The 22,296-nt window shown below is 38.2% G+C and carries 22 protein-coding genes; 13 read left to right on the plus strand and 9 right to left on the minus strand.

Features of this window, described 5'->3' with window-relative positions; translation table 11 throughout:
* Positions 1–51: 51 nt before the first annotated feature.
* Both ABMA79_RS04240 and ABMA79_RS04245 read left to right on the plus strand, forming a co-directional pair.
* Complete coding sequence (locus ABMA79_RS04240; RefSeq protein ID WP_393056049.1) at positions 52–1,167, plus strand: hypothetical protein; 1,116 nt, start codon at positions 52–54, stop codon at positions 1,165–1,167.
* Between the two features lies 1 nt (position 1,168).
* The gene (locus tag ABMA79_RS04245) at positions 1,169–2,269 is read left to right on the plus strand and encodes an esterase/lipase family protein (RefSeq protein ID WP_393090545.1); all 1,101 of its coding nucleotides are present in this window, start codon (positions 1,169–1,171) and stop codon (positions 2,267–2,269) included.
* Here the strand turns inward: ABMA79_RS04245 and ABMA79_RS04250 are convergent.
* The gene (locus ABMA79_RS04250; protein WP_392855999.1) at positions 2,259–2,537 is read right to left on the minus strand and encodes a barstar family protein; all 279 of its coding nucleotides are present in this window, start codon (positions 2,535–2,537) and stop codon (positions 2,259–2,261) included. The two genes, ABMA79_RS04245 and ABMA79_RS04250, sit on opposite strands and share 11 nt — an antisense overlap.
* 44 nt (positions 2,538–2,581) lie before the next feature.
* Between ABMA79_RS04250 and ABMA79_RS04255 the strand changes: the two genes are divergently transcribed.
* The 4 genes from ABMA79_RS04255 to ABMA79_RS04270 all read left to right on the plus strand — a co-directional run bounded on the left by ABMA79_RS04255 (position 2,582) and on the right by ABMA79_RS04270 (position 7,222).
* On the plus strand, positions 2,582–2,941 hold the full coding sequence (locus tag ABMA79_RS04255) for a hypothetical protein (RefSeq protein WP_392855997.1): 360 nt from the start codon (positions 2,582–2,584) through the stop codon (positions 2,939–2,941).
* A gap of 118 nt (positions 2,942–3,059) precedes the next feature.
* Positions 3,060–4,484 (plus strand): glutamate--tRNA ligase, encoded by a 1,425-nt coding sequence (gene gltX / locus ABMA79_RS04260; protein ID WP_393090548.1) that lies wholly within the window; start codon positions 3,060–3,062, stop codon positions 4,482–4,484.
* Positions 4,484–5,749, plus strand: a complete 1,266-nt coding sequence (gene tyrS, locus ABMA79_RS04265) for a tyrosine--tRNA ligase (RefSeq protein ID WP_393090551.1) — start codon at positions 4,484–4,486, stop codon at positions 5,747–5,749. The genes gltX and tyrS overlap by 1 nt, the downstream gene beginning before the upstream one ends.
* Before the next feature lie 18 nt (positions 5,750–5,767).
* The gene (locus ABMA79_RS04270) at positions 5,768–7,222 is read left to right on the plus strand and encodes an ATP-binding protein (protein WP_393090554.1); all 1,455 of its coding nucleotides are present in this window, start codon (positions 5,768–5,770) and stop codon (positions 7,220–7,222) included.
* On the opposite strand, the gene ABMA79_RS04275 is transcribed toward ABMA79_RS04270, so the two are convergent.
* The 4 genes from ABMA79_RS04275 to ABMA79_RS04290 all read right to left on the minus strand — a co-directional run bounded on the left by ABMA79_RS04275 (position 7,219) and on the right by ABMA79_RS04290 (position 12,161).
* Positions 7,219–9,384, minus strand: coding sequence for an amino acid permease (locus tag ABMA79_RS04275; RefSeq protein ID WP_393090557.1), 2,166 nt, complete (start codon positions 9,382–9,384; stop codon positions 7,219–7,221). The genes ABMA79_RS04270 and ABMA79_RS04275 overlap by 4 nt on opposite strands.
* 81 nt (positions 9,385–9,465) lie before the next feature.
* A complete protein-coding gene (locus tag ABMA79_RS04280) occupies positions 9,466–9,735 on the minus strand; it encodes a hypothetical protein (RefSeq protein ID WP_392855986.1) in 270 nt (89 codons plus the stop codon).
* A 57-nt stretch (positions 9,736–9,792) separates the two neighbouring features.
* Positions 9,793–10,380: a hypothetical protein gene (locus ABMA79_RS04285; protein WP_393090560.1), complete on the minus strand. Its 588-nt coding sequence runs from the start codon at positions 10,378–10,380 to the stop codon at positions 9,793–9,795.
* A 26-nt stretch (positions 10,381–10,406) separates the two neighbouring features.
* Positions 10,407–12,161, minus strand: coding sequence for an NAD+ synthase (locus ABMA79_RS04290; protein WP_393090563.1), 1,755 nt, complete (start codon positions 12,159–12,161; stop codon positions 10,407–10,409).
* Between the two features lie 114 nt (positions 12,162–12,275).
* On the opposite strand from ABMA79_RS04290, the gene trmFO reads away from it, so the two are divergent.
* Genes trmFO through ABMA79_RS04310 form a run of 4 tightly spaced genes read left to right on the plus strand, consistent with a single transcriptional unit; the run spans position 12,276 to position 16,643 of the window.
* The gene (trmFO, locus tag ABMA79_RS04295; protein WP_393090566.1) at positions 12,276–13,646 is read left to right on the plus strand and encodes a methylenetetrahydrofolate--tRNA-(uracil(54)-C(5))-methyltransferase (FADH(2)-oxidizing) TrmFO; all 1,371 of its coding nucleotides are present in this window, start codon (positions 12,276–12,278) and stop codon (positions 13,644–13,646) included.
* A complete protein-coding gene (locus ABMA79_RS04300; protein WP_392855978.1) occupies positions 13,643–14,569 on the plus strand; it encodes a DMT family transporter in 927 nt (308 codons plus the stop codon). The genes trmFO and ABMA79_RS04300 overlap by 4 nt, the downstream gene beginning before the upstream one ends.
* A gap of 18 nt (positions 14,570–14,587) precedes the next feature.
* Complete coding sequence (locus tag ABMA79_RS04305; protein WP_392855976.1) at positions 14,588–15,556, plus strand: NAD-dependent epimerase/dehydratase family protein; 969 nt, start codon at positions 14,588–14,590, stop codon at positions 15,554–15,556.
* Positions 15,557–15,566: 10 nt separating this feature from the next.
* The gene (locus ABMA79_RS04310; RefSeq protein ID WP_392855973.1) at positions 15,567–16,643 is read left to right on the plus strand and encodes a hypothetical protein; all 1,077 of its coding nucleotides are present in this window, start codon (positions 15,567–15,569) and stop codon (positions 16,641–16,643) included.
* A 4-nt stretch (positions 16,644–16,647) separates the two neighbouring features.
* Here the strand turns inward: ABMA79_RS04310 and ABMA79_RS04315 are convergent, their stop codons facing one another.
* A complete protein-coding gene (locus tag ABMA79_RS04315; RefSeq protein WP_393090569.1) occupies positions 16,648–18,444 on the minus strand; it encodes a hypothetical protein in 1,797 nt (598 codons plus the stop codon).
* 288 nt (positions 18,445–18,732) lie between these two features.
* Here ABMA79_RS04315 and ABMA79_RS04320 point away from each other — a divergent pair, with 288 nt between their 5' ends.
* Both ABMA79_RS04320 and ABMA79_RS04325 read left to right on the plus strand, forming a co-directional pair.
* Positions 18,733–19,521 carry a hypothetical protein gene (locus ABMA79_RS04320; RefSeq protein WP_393090572.1) on the plus strand — a complete coding sequence of 263 codons (789 nt, stop codon included), beginning with the start codon at positions 18,733–18,735 and terminating at the stop codon, positions 19,519–19,521.
* Between the two features lie 14 nt (positions 19,522–19,535).
* Positions 19,536–20,156, plus strand: coding sequence for an alpha-ketoglutarate-dependent dioxygenase AlkB family protein (locus ABMA79_RS04325; protein ID WP_393090575.1), 621 nt, complete (start codon positions 19,536–19,538; stop codon positions 20,154–20,156).
* Here the strand turns inward: ABMA79_RS04325 and ABMA79_RS04330 are convergent.
* The 3 genes from ABMA79_RS04330 to ABMA79_RS04340 are packed head-to-tail and all read right to left on the minus strand — an operon-like array spanning position 20,153 to position 21,924.
* The gene (locus ABMA79_RS04330) at positions 20,153–20,863 is read right to left on the minus strand and encodes an arginyltransferase (protein WP_392855967.1); all 711 of its coding nucleotides are present in this window, start codon (positions 20,861–20,863) and stop codon (positions 20,153–20,155) included. The genes ABMA79_RS04325 and ABMA79_RS04330 overlap by 4 nt on opposite strands.
* A 15-nt stretch (positions 20,864–20,878) precedes the next feature.
* Positions 20,879–21,466 carry a tRNA-uridine aminocarboxypropyltransferase gene (locus ABMA79_RS04335; RefSeq protein ID WP_393090578.1) on the minus strand — a complete coding sequence of 196 codons (588 nt, stop codon included), beginning with the start codon at positions 21,464–21,466 and terminating at the stop codon, positions 20,879–20,881.
* Between the two features lie 2 nt (positions 21,467–21,468).
* Positions 21,469–21,924: a hypothetical protein gene (locus ABMA79_RS04340; RefSeq protein ID WP_392855963.1), complete on the minus strand. Its 456-nt coding sequence runs from the start codon at positions 21,922–21,924 to the stop codon at positions 21,469–21,471.
* Positions 21,925–22,120: 196 nt separating this feature from the next.
* Here ABMA79_RS04340 and ABMA79_RS04345 point away from each other — a divergent pair, with 196 nt between their 5' ends.
* Entirely contained in the window at positions 22,121–22,282 is a 162-nt protein-coding gene (locus ABMA79_RS04345; protein ID WP_392855962.1) for a hypothetical protein, read from the plus strand.
* Positions 22,283–22,296 lie beyond the last annotated feature (14 nt).

Here is a 22,296-nt window from a genome sequence, read left to right on the forward strand (position 1 = left end):
CTAGCATTTTACCCTTCACACGTGAAAAGAATTTACTTTAAAAGAGGGAATATGTTTAAAACTTTACTCGCAATTGCTGCGGCCATTTCTACTTTCTCAGCTCAGGCCGAAATCTCAACTTACCAGTCACTTCCAAAGGATTACGTAAGTACAATTAATCCAAACTCTTTCATTGAAGACGAAGTTACAACTGGTGGTTTTAATGAGCTAATGAAGTATGTTGTAGCAGCTCCTTCTCAAGAAGATGCTGGTTCATGTCTTTATATGTCACATACTGGTGTTGTTGAATGGTGGTATAACCGACTAAATAACCTAGAGGGTGATAAGAAAATCAATTTTGCAGAACGCTACTATATGTCTTTAAAGACAAATAAGACAAACCAAGAAGAAATTGAAAATTGGAGAACTGATAATATCAGAAGAATTAATAAAAGTTCTGTGATGTTCTCAAATAAAGACTACCGCTTCACAAAAGGAAATTTTAAGAAGGTTGATGGGAAACGTGTTGTAACTGACGCTAAAGATGAAGACGGGTCATATGGAACTCAGTTTAACTGGATTTCTCTAACAGATTCAATTGATAAGAATGCTGTTGAATATAAGCTTCCAAAGTTTAAGAGAGAAGTTCTTCACGTTGATCCAGATAAGGATCAGTGGGCCGTTGCAAAAGCGCCTTCTGATATTGTTGAAAGAATTAAGAAAGCTCTGCATAAAAGAAATGCACCAGTATTAGTTATTTATAATCATAAAGGATTTTGGCACGCTAATTATATCTTTGGTTATAATGACAGCGCTGACACTAAAGGGTGTCCATTTGTTTCTTCTTTTAAACCACATATGGAAGAGAAGCGTGACTACTGGTTAGAAAAAGCTGAGAAAACAAAATCAGATTCTTGGCGTGCTAAGTACTTAGCAAATGCTGAAAAAGTTATGGAAAAAGGAAATGCTGTTCAAAAGCGCTACGAAGAAGTTGGATGTGCTTCAAAAGGTGTTTTCTACGTACGTGACTCAATTTATCCAAATGAGAATATGCCAAAATACGATTACGATCTTGTAAAAGAAGGTGAGGAAGATTTCTTAAACGCACCACTTATTGCAAGAGAATATGCTTGGGTACAAACAACGCTAAATCATGCAATTCAGATCTACCCAGAAGGTATGGAGTAAGTTGAGATTTTTAGTTCTATCTTTACTATTTCTCTTATCATTAAATACTAGTGCTACTTGTAGCACTAGTGACTCTCATGAAATTCACGATGTGGTCTTTATTCACGGGATCGCTAGCAATAAAGGTGCCTTTGGTTATTGGGCCGATTACTTAAAAAAATACCATCCAAGTGAGTGCATAAACTCACACTTCTTTGAATACGATACCGGTAATAATAAATTAAATCTTGAAGATTTCATTCAAAGCTTTGACGCTTTCATGCATGAGCGCTTTAAGGAGAGTCACTCTAGAATATCAATTGTTGCCCACTCTCAAGGTGGCCTCATTACCATGTTTTGGCTTAGAAATATGTATCAGGCCCAAGATCCAATCCACTTTAGAGTGAAGAATATAATGACGATGGCCACGCCGTATTACGGGGCAATAATCGCAAATCTTGGCTACTCTCTGGGAACATTCATCTTGCCGATTCTTGGAAAGAAAGAATTAAAGAATATGAAGATTGGCTCTAAGAAAGTCATCGAGACCATGGAGTATTTCAAGAGTCGCGAATTTTTTGAAATGATTGCAGATAAGAATTATGTGACGATTTCTGCAACCTTGGCCCCGAGTATTTTTGATATTGAAGGGGACTTTGCCGTTGCTCCATCGAGCTCCAATCCGAATTTAGTAAGTGAGGATAAGGTTTCAACTCATTATAATATTGATGGTGTCCACTTACGCTTTCGCCTATTTGGAACTCCGGCCACAACACTTGTTTCAAAAAATTGTCTCATTTCACCATCGCGCTGTGAGAATTCAAGTTTGGCCATTTTTGAAAAAGAATTCCTAGGTAATCAAAAAGTTAAAATTAATTATGCGAAAGATATAAATACATTTGCAGTGTATTTAAGAACTAAGGAGAAGGGGCCGATTTGGGTTCATTCTAAAAATATTCAACGTGGCATGCGCTTTAGCTTCATTCACATAAGAGATGATCTCTACTTCTATAAGGGCTACTTGTCTGATGGAGATACTAGTGGTGAGCTCGTTATTACTCAAGGTCCAAGAACTTCAATCATTGAGATAAGCTCTGGGCAGACGAGTTATCTTACTCATTAACATGAAATTGGAATTCACTATATTGTGAACTAATCAAATCAAATACTTCTTTTAGACGGTAATAATCCTGACCTAATTTATTTTGTGCATCTTTAGTATTTGTCCAATATAAACTTAAGTTTTTATCTGTGTAGGTTTGAATGAACTCGTAGAGCTCATCGATATTATTTGTGTAAAAGCTTGGGAAATCAAATAGGCGGCCACACTCAACTAAGTAGTCATCAAGTGTATCAAGTCCATTGGAGTTTAATTCAATTTCTCTGCGCATTTATTTCTCATTGCTAAAGGAAAATATATTGTTAGAATCAATTTATGACTAAGTTAATGAGTTTATTCGTATCCTGTCAATTGCTGTTTGGCCTAAGCTCTTATGCTTCTCGTCCAAAAGTTGACCTTGCGAATAGATATCTTAAGGCCCGCAAGCAGTATTTATTGGAGTACACAACTTTTGGAGTTGATGAGTGCTTGAAGCTGCACGCCAGTAAAATTATCCCCAAAGAGGACGGCTCTGGCCGTATTGTTATTGGGACGCCACGTTATTTCCAATTACTTAGTTCTTGCTTCAAAAATATCACCAATACTTGTTACGGTGAGAATTGCATTGTGTCACGTTCCATGTCCAAGCGTTTAAAGAATGTTGACCATGTGGATTCCATTTTGAACGCCCTATGATTTCAATTGTTTTTCCCTAAAAAATTCGACTTAGAAAGTGTCATTTCCTATTTAAAAAGCTATAATATCGCTCAACTATGTTATTTTAAAATACGTTTAATTACCCAAAGGAATTTACATGACTGTTCGTGTTCGTTTTGCACCTTCTCCAACTGGCTACCTACACATTGGTGGCGCTCGTACCGCTCTTTATAGCTACCTATTTGCAAAGGCAAATGGTGGTAAGTATATCTTAAGAATTGAAGATACTGACCTTGAAAGATCAAAGCGTGAGTATGAAGAAGCACAGATTGCTGACCTTAAGTGGATGGGAATTGAGCACGATGAAGGCCCTGATAAGGGTGGTGACTTTGGTCCATATCGTCAGTCTGAAAGACTTGAAATTTATAAAGATATTGCTTGGGATTTTGTTAAGCGTGGCCTTGCTTATCCTTGTTTCTTAACAAGTATCGAGTTAGAGCGCTTAACTGAAAAAGCAACAAATGAAAATAAAGACCCACATGCATACCACGGGCAATACCGTGACCTTGATCCAGCTGAAGCACAAAAGAGAATTGATGCTGGAGAAGAGTATGTTATTCGTTTTAAGAACCCTGGAAAAACTTGGGAATTTACAGACCTTGTAAAAGGACACGTTAAATTTCCTGAGAATATGGTAGGGGATTTCGTTATCTTAAGAGCTAACGGAATGCCTGTTTATAACTTCTGCTGTGTTGTTGATGATGCAAAGATGGAAATGACTCATGTTTTCCGTGCAGAAGAACACTTAAATAATACTTGCCGTCAACTTATGATCTACGATGCAATGGGTGTAACTCCTCCAAACTTTGGTCACGTTTCACTTCTTATTGGTCACGATCGTCAAAAGCTTTCAAAGCGTCACGGAGCAACTTCGGTAACTCAATATAAGGACCAAGGTTATCTTCCAGAGGCCCTAGCAAATTACCTATGTCTTCTTGGTTGGTCGCATCCAGATGAGACGGATATTTTTGATGTTAATGAACTTAGTGATAAATTTGGTTACGAGAGATTCTCTAAATCATCAGCAATGTATGATATTGCGAAACTTAACTTCTTTAACGAACAATGGCTTAGAAAGTTAGATGATGTTGAAATTGCAGCTGGCTTTGATCGTTTCATTCCTGAGGGGAGCGACTATCATAAACAAGATGTTGCATGGAAAGTTAAATTTGCAGGACTTATGAAAGAAAAGATTCAGCTGTTTAGCAATATTATTGAGCACCTACCAATCTTCTTTGATGCGGGAGTTGATGCTGATGATCAGTATATAGATGCAATGAGCTGGGAGACGACTCCACAAATTAAGGAATATCTAAAAGCACAACTTGCAGATCAAACGACTAACGTTACTGAAGATCAAGTTGGTGAGTGGATGAACTACTTAAAGAAAGAATTAAAAATTAAAGGTAAGCCACTTTTTATGGGGACACGTGTTTGTCTTACAGGACGAGCGCATGGGCCAGATCTAAAAACTGTCGTGGCACTTACTCCAATTGAAATAATTAAAGAGAGATTAGCGTAATGAACTTTTTTGAAGAATTAGAAGCAAGAGGAATTGTAAATCAGTACTCACATGAAGAATTAAAAGAAATCTTAAACGATAAGAAAATTTCTTTTTATTGTGGTTACGATCCAACGGCAAAATCTCTTCAATTAGGAAATTTATTTGCAGTAGTAACGATGATGCGCCTTCAAAGACAAGGGCATAAGCCTTACGTTCTTGTTGGTGGTGCAACGGGGATGATTGGAGATCCATCAGGTAAGAGTGATGAAAGAAATCTTCAATCTGAAGATCAAGTTTTAAAGAACCTAGAAGGCCAAAAAGCACAGCTTATGAATCTATTAGATTTTGAAGGCGAGAATGCGGCCACTATGGTTAACAATATTGACTGGATTGGAAAATTTTCTTTCCTTGAGTTCTTAAGAGACGTTGGTAAGAGATTCCGTGTTGGTGAAATGCTTGCTAAGGATTCTGTTAAGTCACGCATTAGCTCAGAAGTGGGTATTAGCTATACTGAATTTACATACCAAGTTATTCAGGGTTATGACTTCGCTCACCTGAATAAAGAATATGATGTAAGCCTTCAAATTGGTGGAGCTGATCAATGGGGAAATATGACTGCTGGAATGGACCTTACTCGTAAGATGCATCAAAGACCTGCTTTCTGTATGACTATTCCTCTTCTAACTGATTCAAATGGGAAGAAGTTTGGAAAGTCTGAAGGTGGCGCAATCTACCTTGATGCTACAATGACGTCTCCATATAAGATGTACCAATTCCTACTTAATTCTGATGACTCTTCAGTAATCAAGTATCTTAAAACTTTAACTTTCTTAACTCTAGAAGAAATTGCTGAGTACGAAAAATTAGTTGAAACAGAACCTCACTTAAGAGCAGCGCAAAAGCGTCTTGCGGAAGAGATCGTAACTCTTGTTCACGGTAAAGAAGGTATTGAAGCTGCTCAAAAAGCAACAGACTTTTTCTTTGGAAAGGTAATCGAAAATACAACAGATGCTGAACTTGCGGGTATTTTTGATGACGTTCCATCAGTTGAGCTTGAAAAATCTCAATTAGGTGAAATTAGCTACTTAGATATGTTAGCGGCCACTCCTTTATTTAAATCTAAGGGAGAGGCAAGGAAAATGGTCACTCAAAACGGTGTTGCCATTAATAATATTAAGAATGCAGATATCGAACACATGATAACTACTTCAGATCTGGCAAGTGAGTCTTGCCTAATCCTTAAGAAGGGGAAGAAGAATTATTGTGTGGTAAAATTCGTTTAGAACTTAACTAGACAGTATATGAACACACAGCAACTCATCGATTTATTAAAGCTTGGTAGTTTTGAAGAACAAAACGTTCGAGTTGCTGTATTCGATGAAGAGGCCCGTTTTCTCTTTGTTTCAACGACAATGTTTGGCTTTACTGAAGATTATCTAGGCATGAGTGTCTATGATTATTACAAGGGCCATCTTAGTGAGAGTGAAATTAAGAAGGTGAAAAAGTGCTTCGCAAAGGCCTTAGCTGGTGAAGTCGGCCGTGAGCAGATCATTTTAACAAATCGCTTAAACCGCGAAAGTATTACTTGGGATGTCGATTTTAATCCCTTTGTTGATGATGAGGGAAATAAGCGCGTTCTGTCGCAAATTCGACCTCACGAAGTTAATCTTACAACGAGTTCAACGAATTTCTTTATTCGAGAAATGGTTGAACAAAGCTCTGATATTTTCACTGTCTTTGATAAGGATTATAATTTTGTCTATGTTTCAAAAGCTGACGCTACTTGGAATGATAGGCCTTTAGTAGGCCAAAATATAAAAGACGTTGTGAGTGGTAAGAATCTTAAAAAATTCTATCAACGAGCAGAACGTGCAAAGAAGTCTGTAGGTGAAATTATCACCGATACGGTTTTTATCGAAGTTGAAGATGATGAAGAGTCGGTATTTGAGTGCTCGATGGAGTATCACGACTTTAATCAACTTGGTCACTTCTTTCTTGATCGTACGGCCGATGTGACTGAAAGATTTCGTCGAAATCGTGAAATCGATTCGCAGAAAGCTACGATTGATAAAATGAGTAAGTGGACAGCTCTTGGACAGATGGCCGCTAATATCGCCCATGAGGTAAATAACCCTCTTGCTATTATTGAACTTCAAGTTCAGGCCATAGAGCGTCGAGGTGAGAAGATCTCTTCTGATCAGCTCTTAGAGAAGATTCGTTCAATTGGTGATCAGAAAAATCGTATCGCAAATATTGTGAGCTCCCTTAATATCTACTCTCAAGATGACCGCTCAATGCGTGAGATGACAAGTCTATCTTCGATCATTCACGACTCAATTGCATTATTTAAAACAGGCCTTGTGGATGAGAGTCTACGTATTGTCTTTTCAAATGATGCGGACTCAGACCTCGTTACGATTAATTCGTCGGAAGTTATTCAGGTTCTAATTAACCTATTTAATAACTCTCATGATGCTATTGCAGGACTTAAAGAACAATGGATTGAGATCAATCTTCTTGATGATACAGACCATGTTATTGTTGAGGTTCTCGATAGTGGGCAAGGGATTGAAAAAGAGATTGCTCAGAAAATCTTTAATCGCTTTTATACAACTAAGAGTAAAGAGAAGGGTACAGGTCTCGGTTTAAATATCAGCCGTGAAATTATTATGGACCACGGTGGTACCCTGACTTACGATCCTGACTCAGAGTACACAACCTTTATGATTACATTACCAAAATCTGAGCTTCTTTAATTCGTACTACCTGTATGAATCCCTAGTACTGAACAAGAGGCCTTTGCCATAATCTGATCATCTTCTGTTCCAAATACATGAAACCATCTATGCTTCTTATTTGAATTAAATACAAGTAGGTCATACTCAACTGTCAGAGTCTCTAGGGTATCGACCTTGTCATTATACTTAATAATATGCCCAGTCGTTCGAACAGTCATATCATCACTGATTAAGCGAATATACTTTTCAACTTGAGAAGTTTCTTCAATCGTTAGATCCTTATCGATAAGATAGATAAAGGTAATCTCTGCTTTATGGGACTCTGCAATTTGCTGGGCCGCTTGAATAAGAGTGACATCATTAGAGTTCTGATCAATGAGAACCATAATCTTTCTCATATAACGAACACCATTGTCTCTAAAGATAGCAAGGTGACAATTTAGGTGCGACCTAAGCCATGCTACAGGACTTTGAGTTGTGAACGTATCACGAAGACGTCCTTTCCACTCCATAAAGAGCCAATTGCAATGAAGTCTTTGGCCAATTTCAAAAATAGACTTTGATAAGTCGTGAGTCACGATAGGATCAAAGTTAATCGGTGTGGTCTTTTCAATGGCCATAGCAATTACTCGACGTCTTAGCGATCTAAGCTTTGGGTCTTCATCAGTAAAGTCATTCAGGTCTGTTTGTTCTGGCGCCTCTGTTAAGTGGGCCACTTCAATATGCTCACCACCAGCTAGAGTTGTCCCCATGTCAATTAGCATTTCAGGAGATCTCTCATTACCGACAAGGGCAACGACAACATTGGCATCCTGATCAAGGCTTAGCTTTTCAGAAGCTGCCGGTGCTGGGAATTGTGCCTCATTAACTAGATCCGTTCTCTTTCCTCTTATTCCAAGTACACCTTTTCGACTCACGCGTCCTTTTGCGTAAAAGAGATAGATTAAGATACCTGGGACAGAAATTGAGACAAGGCCAATTACGGCAAGATCCTTCATCATAACAAGTAAGTAGAGCGTTGAAATGATTCCAAAAATTTGAACATATGGATAAAGAGGTGACTTATAAGTTGGCTTATACCATTGAATATGAGTCTCTCTAAGAGCAATAACTGCGATATTCTCAATCATGTAAATTGTTAGAATAAAGGCCGAAGCAAGTTTTGCAATTTTAGCAATATTTAAAAAGTAGATTGCACAGGCGACAACTAGTCCTGAGGCAAGGATACTCCAAACAGGTGTTAAGAATCTACGGTCTAGGTGGCCAAATAGCCTTGGAATCAAGTGATCGCGACTCATGGCAAATGGAAAACGAGATGCCGCAAGAAGCCCAGCGTTTGCCATGGAAGTCATGGTTAGAATGGCCAGAATGGCCATGATCATCCCAAACCCCTTTCCTCCAAACTCATAGGCCAGAGTATAAATAGGTCTTAGATTATTCTTTAACTGCTCAATTGGTAAGTACTTAGCAAGGGCCAGAGTTGTGACACAGTAGAGGAGTGTGACAATCAAAAGAGATAGCAGAATTCCTCTTGGAAGATTCTTCTCTGGTGTTTTGATTTCTTCTGCAATGGCCGCAACCTTTGTTACACCTGCATATGAAATAAAAACGAGACCTGCCGCCAAGAGAATTGAGTCCATATGTGAAAATGAAAATGGAATACCTGTGATAACTTGGGCCGTTGAGAGTGTTCCAATATTTAAAACAGTAAGGCCAATCGTTGAAAGAAGGACAACGGCGATAAGAAGGCCACTGACTTTTCCAACACCGACAATATTTAATATTGTAATAATTGCAGTGAGGATGAGGGCGAAGTTTTTAAGATCAAAGCCTGCACTTATAGCACCAAGGTAGGCACCAAAACCCATCAGGGCAAATGCCGCCTTAAGTAGCAGGGAGATCCAAAGGCCTAGGCCTGCAATTGTTCCGGCCATTGGCCCAAATGTTCTTTCAATATAAATATATGTACCACCTGATGCCGGCATGGCCGTGGCAAGTTCTGATTTTGATAGTGCCGCCGGAAGTACACAGAGTCCGGCCAGTAAATATGAGATCCATACGTATGGACCTGTCACTTCGAATGCTAGTCCTGGCAGAACAAAAATTCCAGATCCAAGCATTGACGCGATACTGATTGAAATAACTGATGAGAGTCCTAAGTTTCTTTCAAGTTTCTTCAAATAAATTCCCTTATTCTAATTTGAGTATTTGGGCATTATCACTCAAAAGATAGGGATTGTTAATAAAAATGGGGATTTGGGCTATAGTTCGGTTAAAATCTCTTCCAGAGTTTTCTTAACTAAATCACGCTTTGAGTCAAGATCTTGATCGACTTCAAAGGCCTTTAGAGAGGCACCGATTTTTAGGAAGTTGTAGCATGAGAAGCTGCCGGCCATTTTGTGAAGGACTTGGCGCAGCTCATTTTCTTGCATTGTCGCAACTTTTGGCAGGAGGTAGTTAATTTCTGTTTTCTTAGATGCCTTAAACTTGGGAAGTAGTTTTTGAATATGTGAATTGAGACTCTTTTCCATGATATCACCTTGTGGGATATTTGAGGGAGCATTAGGCTCCCTCAGTAGTGTCGAGTACTATTTTTTAACTGTTTTTTTGGCGGCCTTTCTAGGAGCTGCTTTTTTGGCCGGGGCCTTCTTTGCGGCCACTTTCTTAGTTGTTTTTTTGGTCGCTTTTTTTGTTGCTTTTTTTGCCACCTTTTTTGGGGCGGCTTTTTTAGCAGGCGCCTTCTTTGCTGCCGCTTTCTTTTTTACTACTTTCTTAGCAGTCTTGGCCTTCTTCTTAATTGTCGCCTCGGCCTCTTTTACTTTCTTTGTTGCTGTTTTCTTGGCCTTTTTCATTTCATCTTTAAGATACTTATCAAGTGTCTTTTGAAGCTTTTGCACATCTTTGATGTGTCCATCTAGATACTTCTTAGCGGCCTTAACTTCTTTTTGAATTGTTGAATCAACAAATTTTTCAACTTTCTTTTTTTCTTTTTGTAGCGTTAGAACAACTTTCTTTACATCTTTATCCATCACGTTGCGAGCTTCTTTCTCAACTTGACCGATAAAGTTCATCACGTTCTTTTCTACTTCTTTTACAGATTTATTAGCAATAACATTATCAACCATTGCTTTTACATCATCGAAAGAATTAACTACTTTTTCAAATGTCTTATTCATCTTTTCTTACTCCCTAAATCAATAGACTAGTCTAAATTAAAATCAACCTTCTTACATATCGGCACACGTCTTCCAAAACCAAAGCTTTTATCTTTAAGTTTTAAAATAGGACAGAACTGCTGCCTTTTGTATTCACTATTTAATATCAGTTTAATGACTCTTTCAACTTCAGTTTTGTTTAACCCAAGCTTAAGAAGGTCTTCCATGTCGTAGCGATAAGAAAGATATGATTCTAATATCATATCGAGGGTGTCGTACGGAGGTAAAGAATCTTCATCTTTTTGCTCGGCCCTAAGCTCTGCACTCGGTGGCCTCTCAATAACAGCAGCTGGAATTATATTGTTGAAGTTCTTATTGATATGCCTTGATAGGGCAAAAACCTCACTCTTATAGAGATCCCCAAGAATGCTAAGTGCCCCAACTGAGTCACCATATAGAGTCGAGTAGCCAACAGCAAGTTCAGACTTGTTAGATGTGTTGATGACCATCGCTCCGGTTTGGTTTGAGCGTGCATAAAGTAAGGCGCCTCTTAGGCGTGATTGTATATTTTCATCGGCCAGTCCTGATAGAGGGTCTAGCGAGTCTTGAAATAGGTTTTGCACTGATGAGTGGAGAAACTTAATTGGTACATTATGAAGCTTTATTCCAAGGTTCTTACAGAGCTCTTCGCTGATCTCCCAGCTTAGGCCAGCAGAGAATTTTGAAGGCATATAAATGGCCTCAACTTCTTGTCCAGGTCGCAAGAATAACTTAACCAGTGTTAGGACAAGTGCTGAGTCGATTCCACCAGAAAGGGCCACAAGGAATTTGTTCATCCCACACTTTCTGGCATAGTCTTGTAGACCTAAATTAATGGCACCTAAAATAGCATCGAGTTTTTCTTCACTCAGTGGCCTAAGCCTTGCTCCATTAGGAGTCTTTTCAATATGAGGGCCAAAAAGGGATTCCCAAGAGTGTTTCCCCTGAGGTGCTGCTCCTAGATCTTTCATTTTGACTGCTGGGCCAACTTCAACTTCCATTTTATCCGCTACAAATGACTTGGCCTTGGCAATTACTGTTTGGCCATTGACGACAAAGCTTGCACCATCAAAAATGATTTCATCTTCTGCACCAACTTTATTGACGTAGTAAAAAGGGATATCAAATACCTTTGAGATTTCGCTGGCCCTTTTAAGACGCTTATCTTCTTTATCGATATTCCACGGCGACGCACTTAGATTGATGACTCCATTTAGGCTTTCACCTTGGGCCTTGTCCATAAGAAGTTGGAGTGGGTCAATTGCGTATTGCTTTGAATGCCACATATCCTCACAAATAAGAAGACCAAATTTATAGTCCCCAAGAGTCCAAATTGTGGCAGAATCTCCTGGTGTATAGTATTTCGTTTCATCAAAAATATCATAGGCCGGCAGAAGGCACTTCTTATAAATATCCTTTAGATTAGCATCTTTAGTGACTTCATAAATGACGTTGTAGATATTTGAAGGAATTTCATTATTTTCTTCAAAGTCATAACGAACCCCACCGATTAACAAGGCCGTGTGCTCTTCAAAATCTGTCTTGGAAAATAACTCTTTTAGAGCACCTAGCAATTCGTGATATTCGCGAATAAATGTTTTTTGTAGAACTAAATCCTGTAGGGGATATCCTGTTAAAAATGACTCTGGAAAGATGTGAATCTTATTTTGAAAGCCTTGAGATTGAACAAGATTCTCTATGTATTTGTAAACTTGTGTAAAGTTGCCAATGGTGTGATCAGTTTGATGAATGACTATTTGCATTGCGTCGTCTCTATGTTAATAATATACGTTAAATACTGGTAATTAATGGACTTTATAGCATGTTTGCATATATAAGGTCTATATCATCATTTAAGTATATTAAAGAGGTTGAAATTGTCTAATTCGCAAAAAGTAATTGTTATTGGTGCTGGAATGGCCGGTAGTGAAGCCGCCAATTTTTTAGCAAATCATGGTGTTGAAGTTATTCTTGTAGAAAATAAAACGATCCAGAAAAACCCAGCACAGAAAATCGATGCATTCGCAGAATTAGTATGCACGAACTCACTTAAGTCGATGAATCCAGCTTCTGGGCATGGACTTCTTAAATATGAGATGGACGCTCTTGGCTCTATCATTCTTGACTCTGCAAGAAAGCATGCGGTTCCAGCTGGGGATGCACTTGCGGTAGATCGTGATGGCTTTTCAGGAGAAGTAACTGATCGTCTTCATAAAAATGAAAAGATCACAATTGTTGCACAAGATGCATCAGATCCTCAGGCGCTAATGGCCGAGTATCAAGCAGATGCTTGTATTATCGCTTCTGGCCCTCTAACGACAGAAGGCCTATCAAATTGGATCGTTAAGAATATTTCAAATGACGACTTCTATTTCTACGATGCAATTGCACCAGTAGTGGATGGAGACAGTCTTGATTACTCAAAGCTATATTATAAGGATCGCCACAAGCCAGTAAGTGAAGAGGAAGGTGAGGAAGCGGATTATCTAAATGCTCCAATGAATCAGGAGCAATATGAAGCTTTTATCGCAGAGCTTGTTAAGGCAGAGAAAGTACCGGCACAAAATTTTGAAGATTATAAATTCTTCGAGTCATGCCTACCTGTTGATATTATGGCAGAGCGTGGTGTTGATACGGCCCGTTTCTCATGTATGAAGCCTATTGGACTGGAATTACCTGATGGCTCTCTTCCATATGCCTGTGTTCAGCTAAGACGTGAAAATCTACTCGGTTCGGCCTTTAATATGGTTGGATTCCAGACTCGTCTAAAATACCCTGAGCAAACACGTGTCTTTAAGATGATTCCTGGTTTTGAAAATGCAAGTTTTCTTCACCTAGGTTCTGTTCATAGAAACTCATTTATTAACTCAAGAACACTGCTAGATTTTGATCTAAGTGTTAAGAAATTTCCTAATATTTACTTTGCTGGTCAGATTACTGGAGTTGAAGGTTATACTGAGTCAGCTTCCATGGGACAGTATGTAGCGCTTCAACTTCTTAAGAAGTTAAGAGGTGAGGAAGTTAAACAATTTCCTGTGGAGACAGGACTAGGTGCCCTTGTTAACTATATTATGACAGTGCCTAAGCCAACTCCATCAAATATTAACTTCGGACTTCTTCCTCCGGTTACTCTTACTAAAGAACAAAGACGTGATCGTAAGAATCGTAAAAAAGTCAAAAAGCAACTTGCTTCTGATCGTGCGAAACTTGTCTTTGATGAATTCATGAGTGGGTACTTTACGAAGTGAAAGGTTTAAGCTTTATTCTCATTGCTTGCTTTATTTGGGCGCTGGATACGCTTATTCGCTATCCTCTGCTTTATAAGTACAATAGCAGTGAGATCATTGTTTTTGGTGAGCACTTATTTCTTACCATTCTCTTTCTTCCAACTCTCTATATTGCAAGAAAGAAAATCTTAAAGATGAAGCCATTTGAAATGCTTTGCTTCTTTATGATTGGCGCAATGGGCTCGGCCATTGCTACTTTAACTTTCACAAAATCATTTGCGCTCCTAAATCCATCACTGGTTATTCTCTTACAAAAGCTTCAACCATTTATTGCCATAAGTCTTGCTTACCTTATTTTAAAAGAGCGTATCACGAAGCGCTTTCTCTTGTGGGCAGCTGTTTCATTATTTGGGGCAATATTAATTAGCTACCAGGATATTAATAGCGCTATTAATTTGATTAAGACTGGACAAGTGAGCTTTGATCGCTCGTCTTTATATGGGCTTTGCCTAGCTCTCATTTCTGTCATGAGTTGGGGGAGTGCGACAGTATTTGGAAAGTACCTAATGAAGAAGAATTGGGTTGAAAAAGAAGTGATGTCACTGCGCTTTGCAGTCGGCCTTCTTGCTATTATTCCTTTTATGATTGGAACAGGCACAGGACTTAATTTTCCAATTGAGTTATGGGGAAAGGTTAGTATCTTGGCCCTCATTTCTGGAATTTTTGGAATGTACTTCTATTATAAGGGGCTAGGACTAGTCTCTGCTAAGGTTTGTACTATTGCTGAAATGTCTTTTCCATTCTTTGCAGTCATAATCAATTGGGTTGCCCTTGATCAGAAGCTTAGCGTTGTTCAGCTATTGGGTGGGGCATTTTTACTGCTCGGATCAACGATGCTACAATTAGCAAATAGAAAACACGAATTAAACGTTCAAGTGAATTAATTTTATTAGGGAGACTAGGTGGGCCATTTACCAATGGATCTAACAGATAAGATTTTTTTGATTGCAGGAGCAGCAGGTTTTGTTCCTTCAACTGTTGCCCAGCTTTATCTTGATAAAGGTGCGACAGTCTATGGCCTTGATAATTTTATAACAGGTTCAAATTCTAATATTGAACTTCTCTCTAAATATGAAAACTTCCACTTTATTAAGTGTGATATTGTTCAGGGACTGCCTGATTTTGAAGAGGTGAAGTTTGACTTCATCCTCTCTCTTGCGTCATCTGCTTCTCCGGTTGATTTTGAAATCATCCCACTTGAGATCATGATGGCCAATTCAGTTGGAACTCATAATCTTCTCGAGCTTGCAAAAGATCATGGAGCAAGATTTCTAGAGGCTTCAACTTCGGAAATCTACGGTGATCCCGAGATTCACCCACAAGTTGAAGATTACGTTGGACATGTTAATCCAATTGGCCCAAGAAGTTGCTATGATGAATCAAAGCGCTTTGCTGAGGCCCTGACAATGACTTATTTTAGAAAGTACAATGTCGATACACGTATTGTTCGTATCTTTAATACTTATGGACCTCGTATGCGTCCTGATGATGGCCGTGTTATTCCTAATTTTATCAATCAAGCATTGGATGGAGAGGATATCACAATTTATGGTGATGGAGGCCAGACTCGCTCATTTTGCTATGTAACTGATCTTGCAAACGCAATTGATCACGTTCTAATGCTAGGTGATGAGATGCCTTATAATATTGGAAACCCAGATGAGTATTCAATTAAGGAGACGGGAGAATTAATTGTTTCGACTCTCGAGTCATCATCAAAATTATCATACCAGGAACTGCCAAAAGATGATCCAAGACGTAGAAGACCCGACATTAGTCGTGTTATGAAATTAGGGTACTCGCCAAAAATTTCATTTGAGCAAGGGATTAAAGAAACTGCTAATTATTTTAAAAATATAAAAAATAGGTAATGAGAATATTATGTTAAAAGTTGTTGTCAGCTGCGATGCTGTTATTGAAAGAGATTATTATATTGAGTGTTTAGAAACAATACTTGGTGTTATTGGTGATAACGTTGAGCTTTATACTCTTGTCCATAGACAAGGTCAGGTTCTAGGGCCAGTTGAACAAAGAAAAATTCATTCAACATTTCTAAACCGCTTTGTAAAATCTTGGGAAGACTTAGTTGATAAATCTCACTTAGTACACGGTGCCGCTAGAGGTTTATTTATTCCATGTAGTGTTGATCTTGTGGTTAATCTTTCTCGTGGTTTTTCTCAAGAAATCAAGATGTGTGATGATACTTATCTCTTCACTTACTTTGTCGAAGATATTAATTCGATTAAGAAGAAGTCCTCTTTTAAGGAATTCTTTTTCAAAGCATTTACTCGTACGAAACAGCGAAAATATTTAAAAAGAGCAAATACACTTTGGTCAAATGAAGAAGCAATTTTAGAAGAGTTTCCAAGTGCAACTCAGGTAACGCCAGCAATTGCTTTAAAGGATTACAAGATTCTTCCTGAAGGAATGTTTAAGCGTGATTACTTCTTAATTAACTGTGAGCCACTTACAAGCTCTGAAGTTTATAAGATCATCGATATTTATGGTGATAAGAAATTCAAATTCATCGGAAAGCATGATCACTTAGGGCAATATGCGACTAAGCATCCTGAGCTTTTCTTTGGTGATCGCTGCTCAGGTGAGCTCGCTCCACTTTTAGCTGGAACGAAGTATCTAATTGATACGACAGATAAGTTTCCACATTTTTCACTTAAGGCCTTAAGTTGTGGAAGGCCAGTTCTTACAAATGGAAATAAGTTTTTACCATTTGGTGTAGGAGTGCATGAGCTACCTGCGGACTACCTTGCACTAAGATATCCTGTACAAGTTGGAATTCCTGACGAAGATCCTAAGAAGCGTCATGGGGTTTCTGCTAATTATGAGATGGTTAAATTTAAACATATCTTCTTAAAAGAATTTAATAAGATTAGTGAAGTTATTGAAGAAAAGAAAGCTTCACAACAGATTCAAAGAGATGATAGCTGCTGCGAAGCTTAGTTTATTACTCTAGTGTCTTTTTTAATTTTATAACATTGTAACGATTTGAAATAATCTTCCACAGGGACAGCTTTGAGTCCTTGTGGATTGTTCCTTTATCATCAATGATTTCTTCGTCATTTAATTGCTCAACTGCATCCTCATTCACTGTTGGATCAAAATTAGATAGCGCCATAACTCCATCTTCACTGTCGAGTAAACTTTCAAAACCATTAAGTTGACTCTTAAGCTTGTTTAAGTAGTCTTTTGAAGCTGGGTCATATGCAACAGCAAGACCTTCTCCTGTTCCTTTTTCTAAGTCTTGTGAATTCTTAGCGATATCTCTGGCCGCATTACGTCCACCAGCTCTTCGATAATTAAGGGCCATCTGAACAGGGGATACATGACCAGCTAGCGTATCTGCTAGATACTTAGAATTTCCTGCTGGATTAAGGATCGCATTGATTGCCTTCTTGGCCTTGGCACTAGTCTTATCAGATTTTGCGAGTGTTTTAAGAACACGATTGGCCGCTTTGTTAATTTTAGCAGCATTTTTATCAAGTGCTTCGTTTACATACTTTGAGTTACCTGTGGCCTTTGTCTTATTATAGCCACCTTGTACTTCACTAAGTCCGATAGCGTTGGCAAAGTTTTCACCTGTTGTGCCAAGTTTCCCCATCTTTATATCCATCTTAGGAATTGTTTTAAGCTTTTCTGTCTTCACTTCATCCACGTCGAATGTTGTATCATTATTACTCATTCCTAATCCCTGTGAACCAGGAGTGGCCATACCACTGGCAACAGAAGTTTTTTGGCTCGAGGCCGGATTGTATTGATTATTGTAGCGGGCCAAGAGTTTTCTAAGAACGACTTCTGTTTTTTCTCGGGCACTCTTTGCGCTCTTGTGGGCCTTCTTAGCAGAAGAAAGGGCCTGGCTTTCAAGTGCCAGTGCCACTGCACCAAGACCTAAAACCCAATATGTACACGGGTTTGAAGCAGGACAGCCAAAGATTGTCAGGGCCGCACAAATGGCCGCAATAGCAGTAGAGATTGTAATCATCATCATAATTCTCTTATGATGCTTCATCTTATCCTGTGCTGCCTTTTCCATATCTTTTAAAAGTTGAACTTCAGTTTCAAGAGCAACTCTTTGAGTTTGGTGATTCCATGCTTTTTCATCTTGTTCATCAAGTTTTGCTAAGGCATCTTTATAACCTTTAAACTTCTTCTTGTAGCCATCACCCATGGCCGACATAAGAGCAACTGCGAGTATGATCGCCCCTGAGAGCATTGTTCCGATTCCATCTGTCTGGCACATTCCACCGAATAAAAGAACACAGCCTTGTCCTACTTGAGCAGCAGCTGCCAGATAACTCATCGTATCTGAAGCACCTTTTGGACCGCTTGTCTTATGGTTAGTAAAGAGCTTTGCATCGGCCTTTAAATCTTCCTGACACTTTTTATCAATCCCACAATTTTGATATTCCATATTGTAGTTCTTATTGTCGTTGGCATTAACACATTGTTCGAGGTGACAATTATAAACATTTCCACCCTCACACTTTTGATTTGTTCCATCGTGATAACAGTAGTTGGGATCTGATTGTTTTTGTACTTCTGTGCGGCCGTCATCTTCTTCTGATTGTGTGGAGTCTGCAGTCTTTTCTTGCTGCGTTTCAGATTGGACTTGTTCCTGCTGGGCCTGTGTATTCACATCCGTTTGCTCTTGGGCGTAGGCCATAGGAGTCAAAAGCATTGACCATGAAATAAGAGTTATTAATAACTTCTTGATAATTACAAATTGTCCGCTTGCCATTTTCATAGCGTTCTCCTCACCTTATAAGAGTATTTTATCGAAAATGTGTCCATCTCCTTAGTATTATATAAGATTTGTTGCAATTTTAGATACTTAGGCATCTTTTACGCCTTTTTGACCGTGTCTTTTTCGTGGCGTTTGCTTTCAATTTTTTCTCAATATTTAAAATTGTCCTAAGATTAGGCTTTATGTTTAGAAAGTATGCAATGCTCTGATATAAGTTGTTAAAAACGCATAAAATAGTTTGGCCTCTATGTTGCTCTAATATTTACAAATAGGAACATGGGGGAAGAAGTGAAGAGGATTTCATCTTTATTATTTATTATGGCGTTATCAACTCAAGCATTTGGAATGTCATTAGAAGAGTATAATACTCAAGTTGAGAAGATTAATTCGACAATTAAAGATGAGCAAATGCGCCTTCTTGTTAAACAAGAGCTGGCAAAAGAGATTGCGAAATCTCTTTCAACGCAAAAAGCAGAAGTTAAAGAAGTAGAAGACGCCCCTGTTGAAAAAGTCGAACAAGAAAGTCCGAAGACAATACAAAATACCCAAGCAGTTCTAGTTCCTGAGTTTGTCGAGGAAAAAGACGATTTTAAATTTCAACTTGGAATCAGTGCCATCGCATCAACATTGGACTTTTATGGAACTTCATTAAATCTAATAGGTAATGAGCTTTCAATTAGTGGTGTTAAGAAAATAGATAATCACAAATTCCGCCTGGGCCTTGGGATTCGCTCACTAAAGGCCGATACAATCACATTAGAAAATGGTGTTGAATATGAAATCTTAAATAAGATTGATTATTCTGGTGCGGGAGTAAATCTCTCTTACACTTATATGGTGACTAGTGGCTTTGGAGTAGGAGCTTACACGGCCTTCAATTATGGAGAGACAGATCTTTGTGAGGTTGATCACTGTTATAATCTTGATACAACAATTAGTGATATTGGGGCCCGATTTGATTTTAACTTAGCGGCCTGGAATCCTTACTTAACAATTGGTTATTCACTTTATAAAATTGATGGGTATAAGTTTGATGCTGCTACAGCATACTTAGGATTATTAAATTTTGAATTCTAATTTTTAGGAGAGTAATGAGTCAATTTGATCTATTTGGAACAGGTGAGAATGAAAATGAAGAAGTCGTCTTCAATTTAAAAGATGGCACGGTGATTTATTATCCAAACTTCTTTGCTAAGACTAAGATTGAATTTAATGATTTGAAGAACTCCCTTAGATGGCAAGAAGGTGAAATTACTCTCTATGGTAAAACTCACGCGATTCCAAGACTACATGCTTGGTATAGTGATGAGAAAGAATATAGCTATTCTGGGGTTAAATTACCTCGCAATAATTGGAGCGATAATTTATTCATTCTAAAAGAAGAAATTGAAAAAATAACAAAACATCAATTTAATGGATGTCTTTGTAATCTATACCGTGATGGAAAAGACTATGCGGCCTGGCATAGTGACGATGAGGCAAGTCTTGGGAGAAATCCTGTGATTGCTTCTGCTTCATTTGGAGAGTCTCGTAAATTTGTTTTAAAGCATCGCTTTGATAAATCCGTTGAAAAGGTTGAGATTCTTCTTGAAGATAAGAGTCTCTTAATTATGAAAGGCGCTCTTCAACACAATTGGAAGCATCAATTAAATAAGACGGCCAAACAGGTTGATGAGAGAATCAACTTAACTTTTCGTTATATTATCGACTAGCTTTCCCAGCTCTTCGAGCTCCAGTCATATAATTGGTAAGGAGTGTAGCGAGACTTATATTTCATAAACTCATTCTCTTCAATCCAGTAGCCAAGATAGTAATAATCGAGTCCCATATTCTTTGCATGCATAATTTCAGCAAGTGCTCCAAGATGCCCTAGACTCATTTTTTCAAATTGGGGATCATAGCAGAAATAAACACTACTTAAAGCATTTTGGGATTGCTCTAAAATTCCAAAAGCGATCAATTTATTATCAAAGAAAACCTCACTTAGTAGTTGGGTTCCAGTGAAGCGATAGAATGTTTCTTTAAAGAGCAACTCGTTATCAATAATCGTTGCATCAATACTGTCGACAAAGCGGTTTTGCCCATGTAGGCGATAAATCTCAAAATGCTTTTGTCTGTATAAAAGCGGTGAGAACTTTACTTGCAAACCTTTATTGTGATTTCTTTTTAAAAACTTTGATTGGTTCTTTGTAAGCTTGAATTTTTTAAGATCAACTCGAATGGGAATGCACTTTTGGCAATTGGGACAAAGTGGCCTAAAGATGAATTGGCCAAATTTTCTCCAACCACGCTCAAGCAAAAAATCTAATTCAGTATCATTTAATTCAGAACTAAAGAAGAACTCGTGCTGTTCCATTTCCTCTTTTAAATATGGACACTGATCAAGATCGCTAATTCGAGGGCTTAGAATCATTTTCATTTGATTATAATAGCATTAATTGGGTTTGTGTTGAAAGGCTTCTTGTTGTTTTATAAGCTCTTTTAATGGCGCAAGAAATTGATCCTTTTGACTCTCTTGAATATCACCTAAGGCAAGGAGAGTTGCTGTGATGGCCTCTAGAGTTGATAGGTGTGTCTCACCGCAAGACTTGCGAATACTTTGATATATTGTCTTTTGATCATCTAATTCCAAGTGAAAGCAAGGCAGATCACTAAGCTGGGGCCATGTGTGATAGATCTTTCTGGCCTTCTTCCAAGTCCCATCTAAAGCAATAAAATTTTTGCTCTCTAATAAGTGAATGTTTTCAGCATTTAAGGCAATGGATTTTTCGTTTTTAAAAAGTAGAAATGGCCTTAGTCCCTTAATTTCTTGCATCAACTTCTCGTTGATATTTTCACTCGTCACAAGTTCAATATCTGGCGCAACCAGCTTTGCCAGTCTGGCCGTGTTAAAGGGATGAAGTGCTTCTTTTTGGTCTTGTAAAATGATCAGTCTATTTTCTAAAGGTACTTGTTCAATTGTGTGGCATAGACACTGGCCTTGTGGACGTAGGCAATTGGGGCAATGGTTTCGTTTGGCCATAATTAGATATTTAATTCTTTATTGTACTTGTCCATTAGAATTGGTTTTCGGTAGTACATAATGAAGTAGATAATTGGATAAATAAGTAAATCAAATGCAAAGTTTTCAGTTTTATATTTGATATTATCTGTGATCTTTGTTTGGCCATTTCCAATATCGCGAATATGATAAGTATGAATCCACATTGTGAATGGAAATGGGGTTTCAATGGCCTCTGTTCGAATGATAATTCCATCAGAAGTTTCTTTCTTCTGAGTCACTTCGATAACCCAAGACTGGTAGTGGCCACAGATTGATGTAATTAGGTGAGTTTGATCAGATACAGAGTTACCGTCGAAGCGAGGCACTTCTAAATTGATAAAAGGAGGTGTCGCCTCCTGCATTGTATCGGCATTGAAATTATTCAATATTTCTTCGACACTTGCATTAACAATGGTATTGATTACTAAACTCTTCATTCCATAGAATTATACATCTGATACTTACTTAACTCAACAACCAGTCTCTAATGTTTAAAAATAATAGAAAAACTTAACACAAAGTTAATTTTCACTTTGTTCGAAAATCTAAAACTATCTTAAGTTGATATGAAATGATTCATATGGCCAAATAGAATATAGTTGACCACTCAACCATGATGGCAAGGAGAAATCTATGAATTTAAAGGAAAGGTTAAAGCTCGAAGAGAAAGAGGCCAGGGATCTAGTAAAGGCCTATTGGCATTTTTCAAAAGTCAAACCTAAGAAGAAGGAAGCTGTTAGTGAGGAGGATGAAGAAAAGCTGGGAAAGCAGGTGGGCCTAATGCTGAACGAGTAGGTGTTGTACGTGAT

The sequence above is a fragment of the Halobacteriovorax sp. HFRX-2_2 genome (genome assembly GCF_043196705.1).
In the GTDB taxonomy this organism is placed as follows: Bacteria; Bdellovibrionota; Bacteriovoracia; order Bacteriovoracales; family Bacteriovoracaceae; genus Halobacteriovorax_A.

Coding starts and splice junctions, on each gene's coding strand:
- ABMA79_RS04240 (WP_393056049.1), top strand. CDS start 52: ATGTTTAAAACTTTACTCGCAATTGCTGCGGCCATTTCTACTTTCTCA.
- ABMA79_RS04250 (WP_392855999.1), bottom strand. CDS start 2,537: ATGCGCAGAGAAATTGAATTAAACTCCAATGGACTTGATACACTTGAT.
- ABMA79_RS04255 (WP_392855997.1), top strand. CDS start 2,582: ATGACTAAGTTAATGAGTTTATTCGTATCCTGTCAATTGCTGTTTGGC.
- gltX (WP_393090548.1), top strand. CDS start 3,060: ATGACTGTTCGTGTTCGTTTTGCACCTTCTCCAACTGGCTACCTACAC.
- tyrS (WP_393090551.1), top strand. CDS start 4,484: ATGAACTTTTTTGAAGAATTAGAAGCAAGAGGAATTGTAAATCAGTAC.
- ABMA79_RS04270 (WP_393090554.1), top strand. CDS start 5,768: ATGAACACACAGCAACTCATCGATTTATTAAAGCTTGGTAGTTTTGAA.
- ABMA79_RS04280 (WP_392855986.1), bottom strand. CDS start 9,735: ATGGAAAAGAGTCTCAATTCACATATTCAAAAACTACTTCCCAAGTTT.
- ABMA79_RS04285 (WP_393090560.1), bottom strand. CDS start 10,380: ATGAATAAGACATTTGAAAAAGTAGTTAATTCTTTCGATGATGTAAAA.
- ABMA79_RS04290 (WP_393090563.1), bottom strand. CDS start 12,161: ATGCAAATAGTCATTCATCAAACTGATCACACCATTGGCAACTTTACA.
- ABMA79_RS04310 (WP_392855973.1), top strand. CDS start 15,567: ATGTTAAAAGTTGTTGTCAGCTGCGATGCTGTTATTGAAAGAGATTAT.
- ABMA79_RS04315 (WP_393090569.1), bottom strand. CDS start 18,444: ATGAAAATGGCAAGCGGACAATTTGTAATTATCAAGAAGTTATTAATA.
- ABMA79_RS04325 (WP_393090575.1), top strand. CDS start 19,536: ATGAGTCAATTTGATCTATTTGGAACAGGTGAGAATGAAAATGAAGAA.
- ABMA79_RS04330 (WP_392855967.1), bottom strand. CDS start 20,863: ATGAAAATGATTCTAAGCCCTCGAATTAGCGATCTTGATCAGTGTCCA.
- ABMA79_RS04335 (WP_393090578.1), bottom strand. CDS start 21,466: ATGGCCAAACGAAACCATTGCCCCAATTGCCTACGTCCACAAGGCCAG.
- ABMA79_RS04340 (WP_392855963.1), bottom strand. CDS start 21,924: ATGAAGAGTTTAGTAATCAATACCATTGTTAATGCAAGTGTCGAAGAA.
- ABMA79_RS04345 (WP_392855962.1), top strand. CDS start 22,121: ATGAATTTAAAGGAAAGGTTAAAGCTCGAAGAGAAAGAGGCCAGGGAT.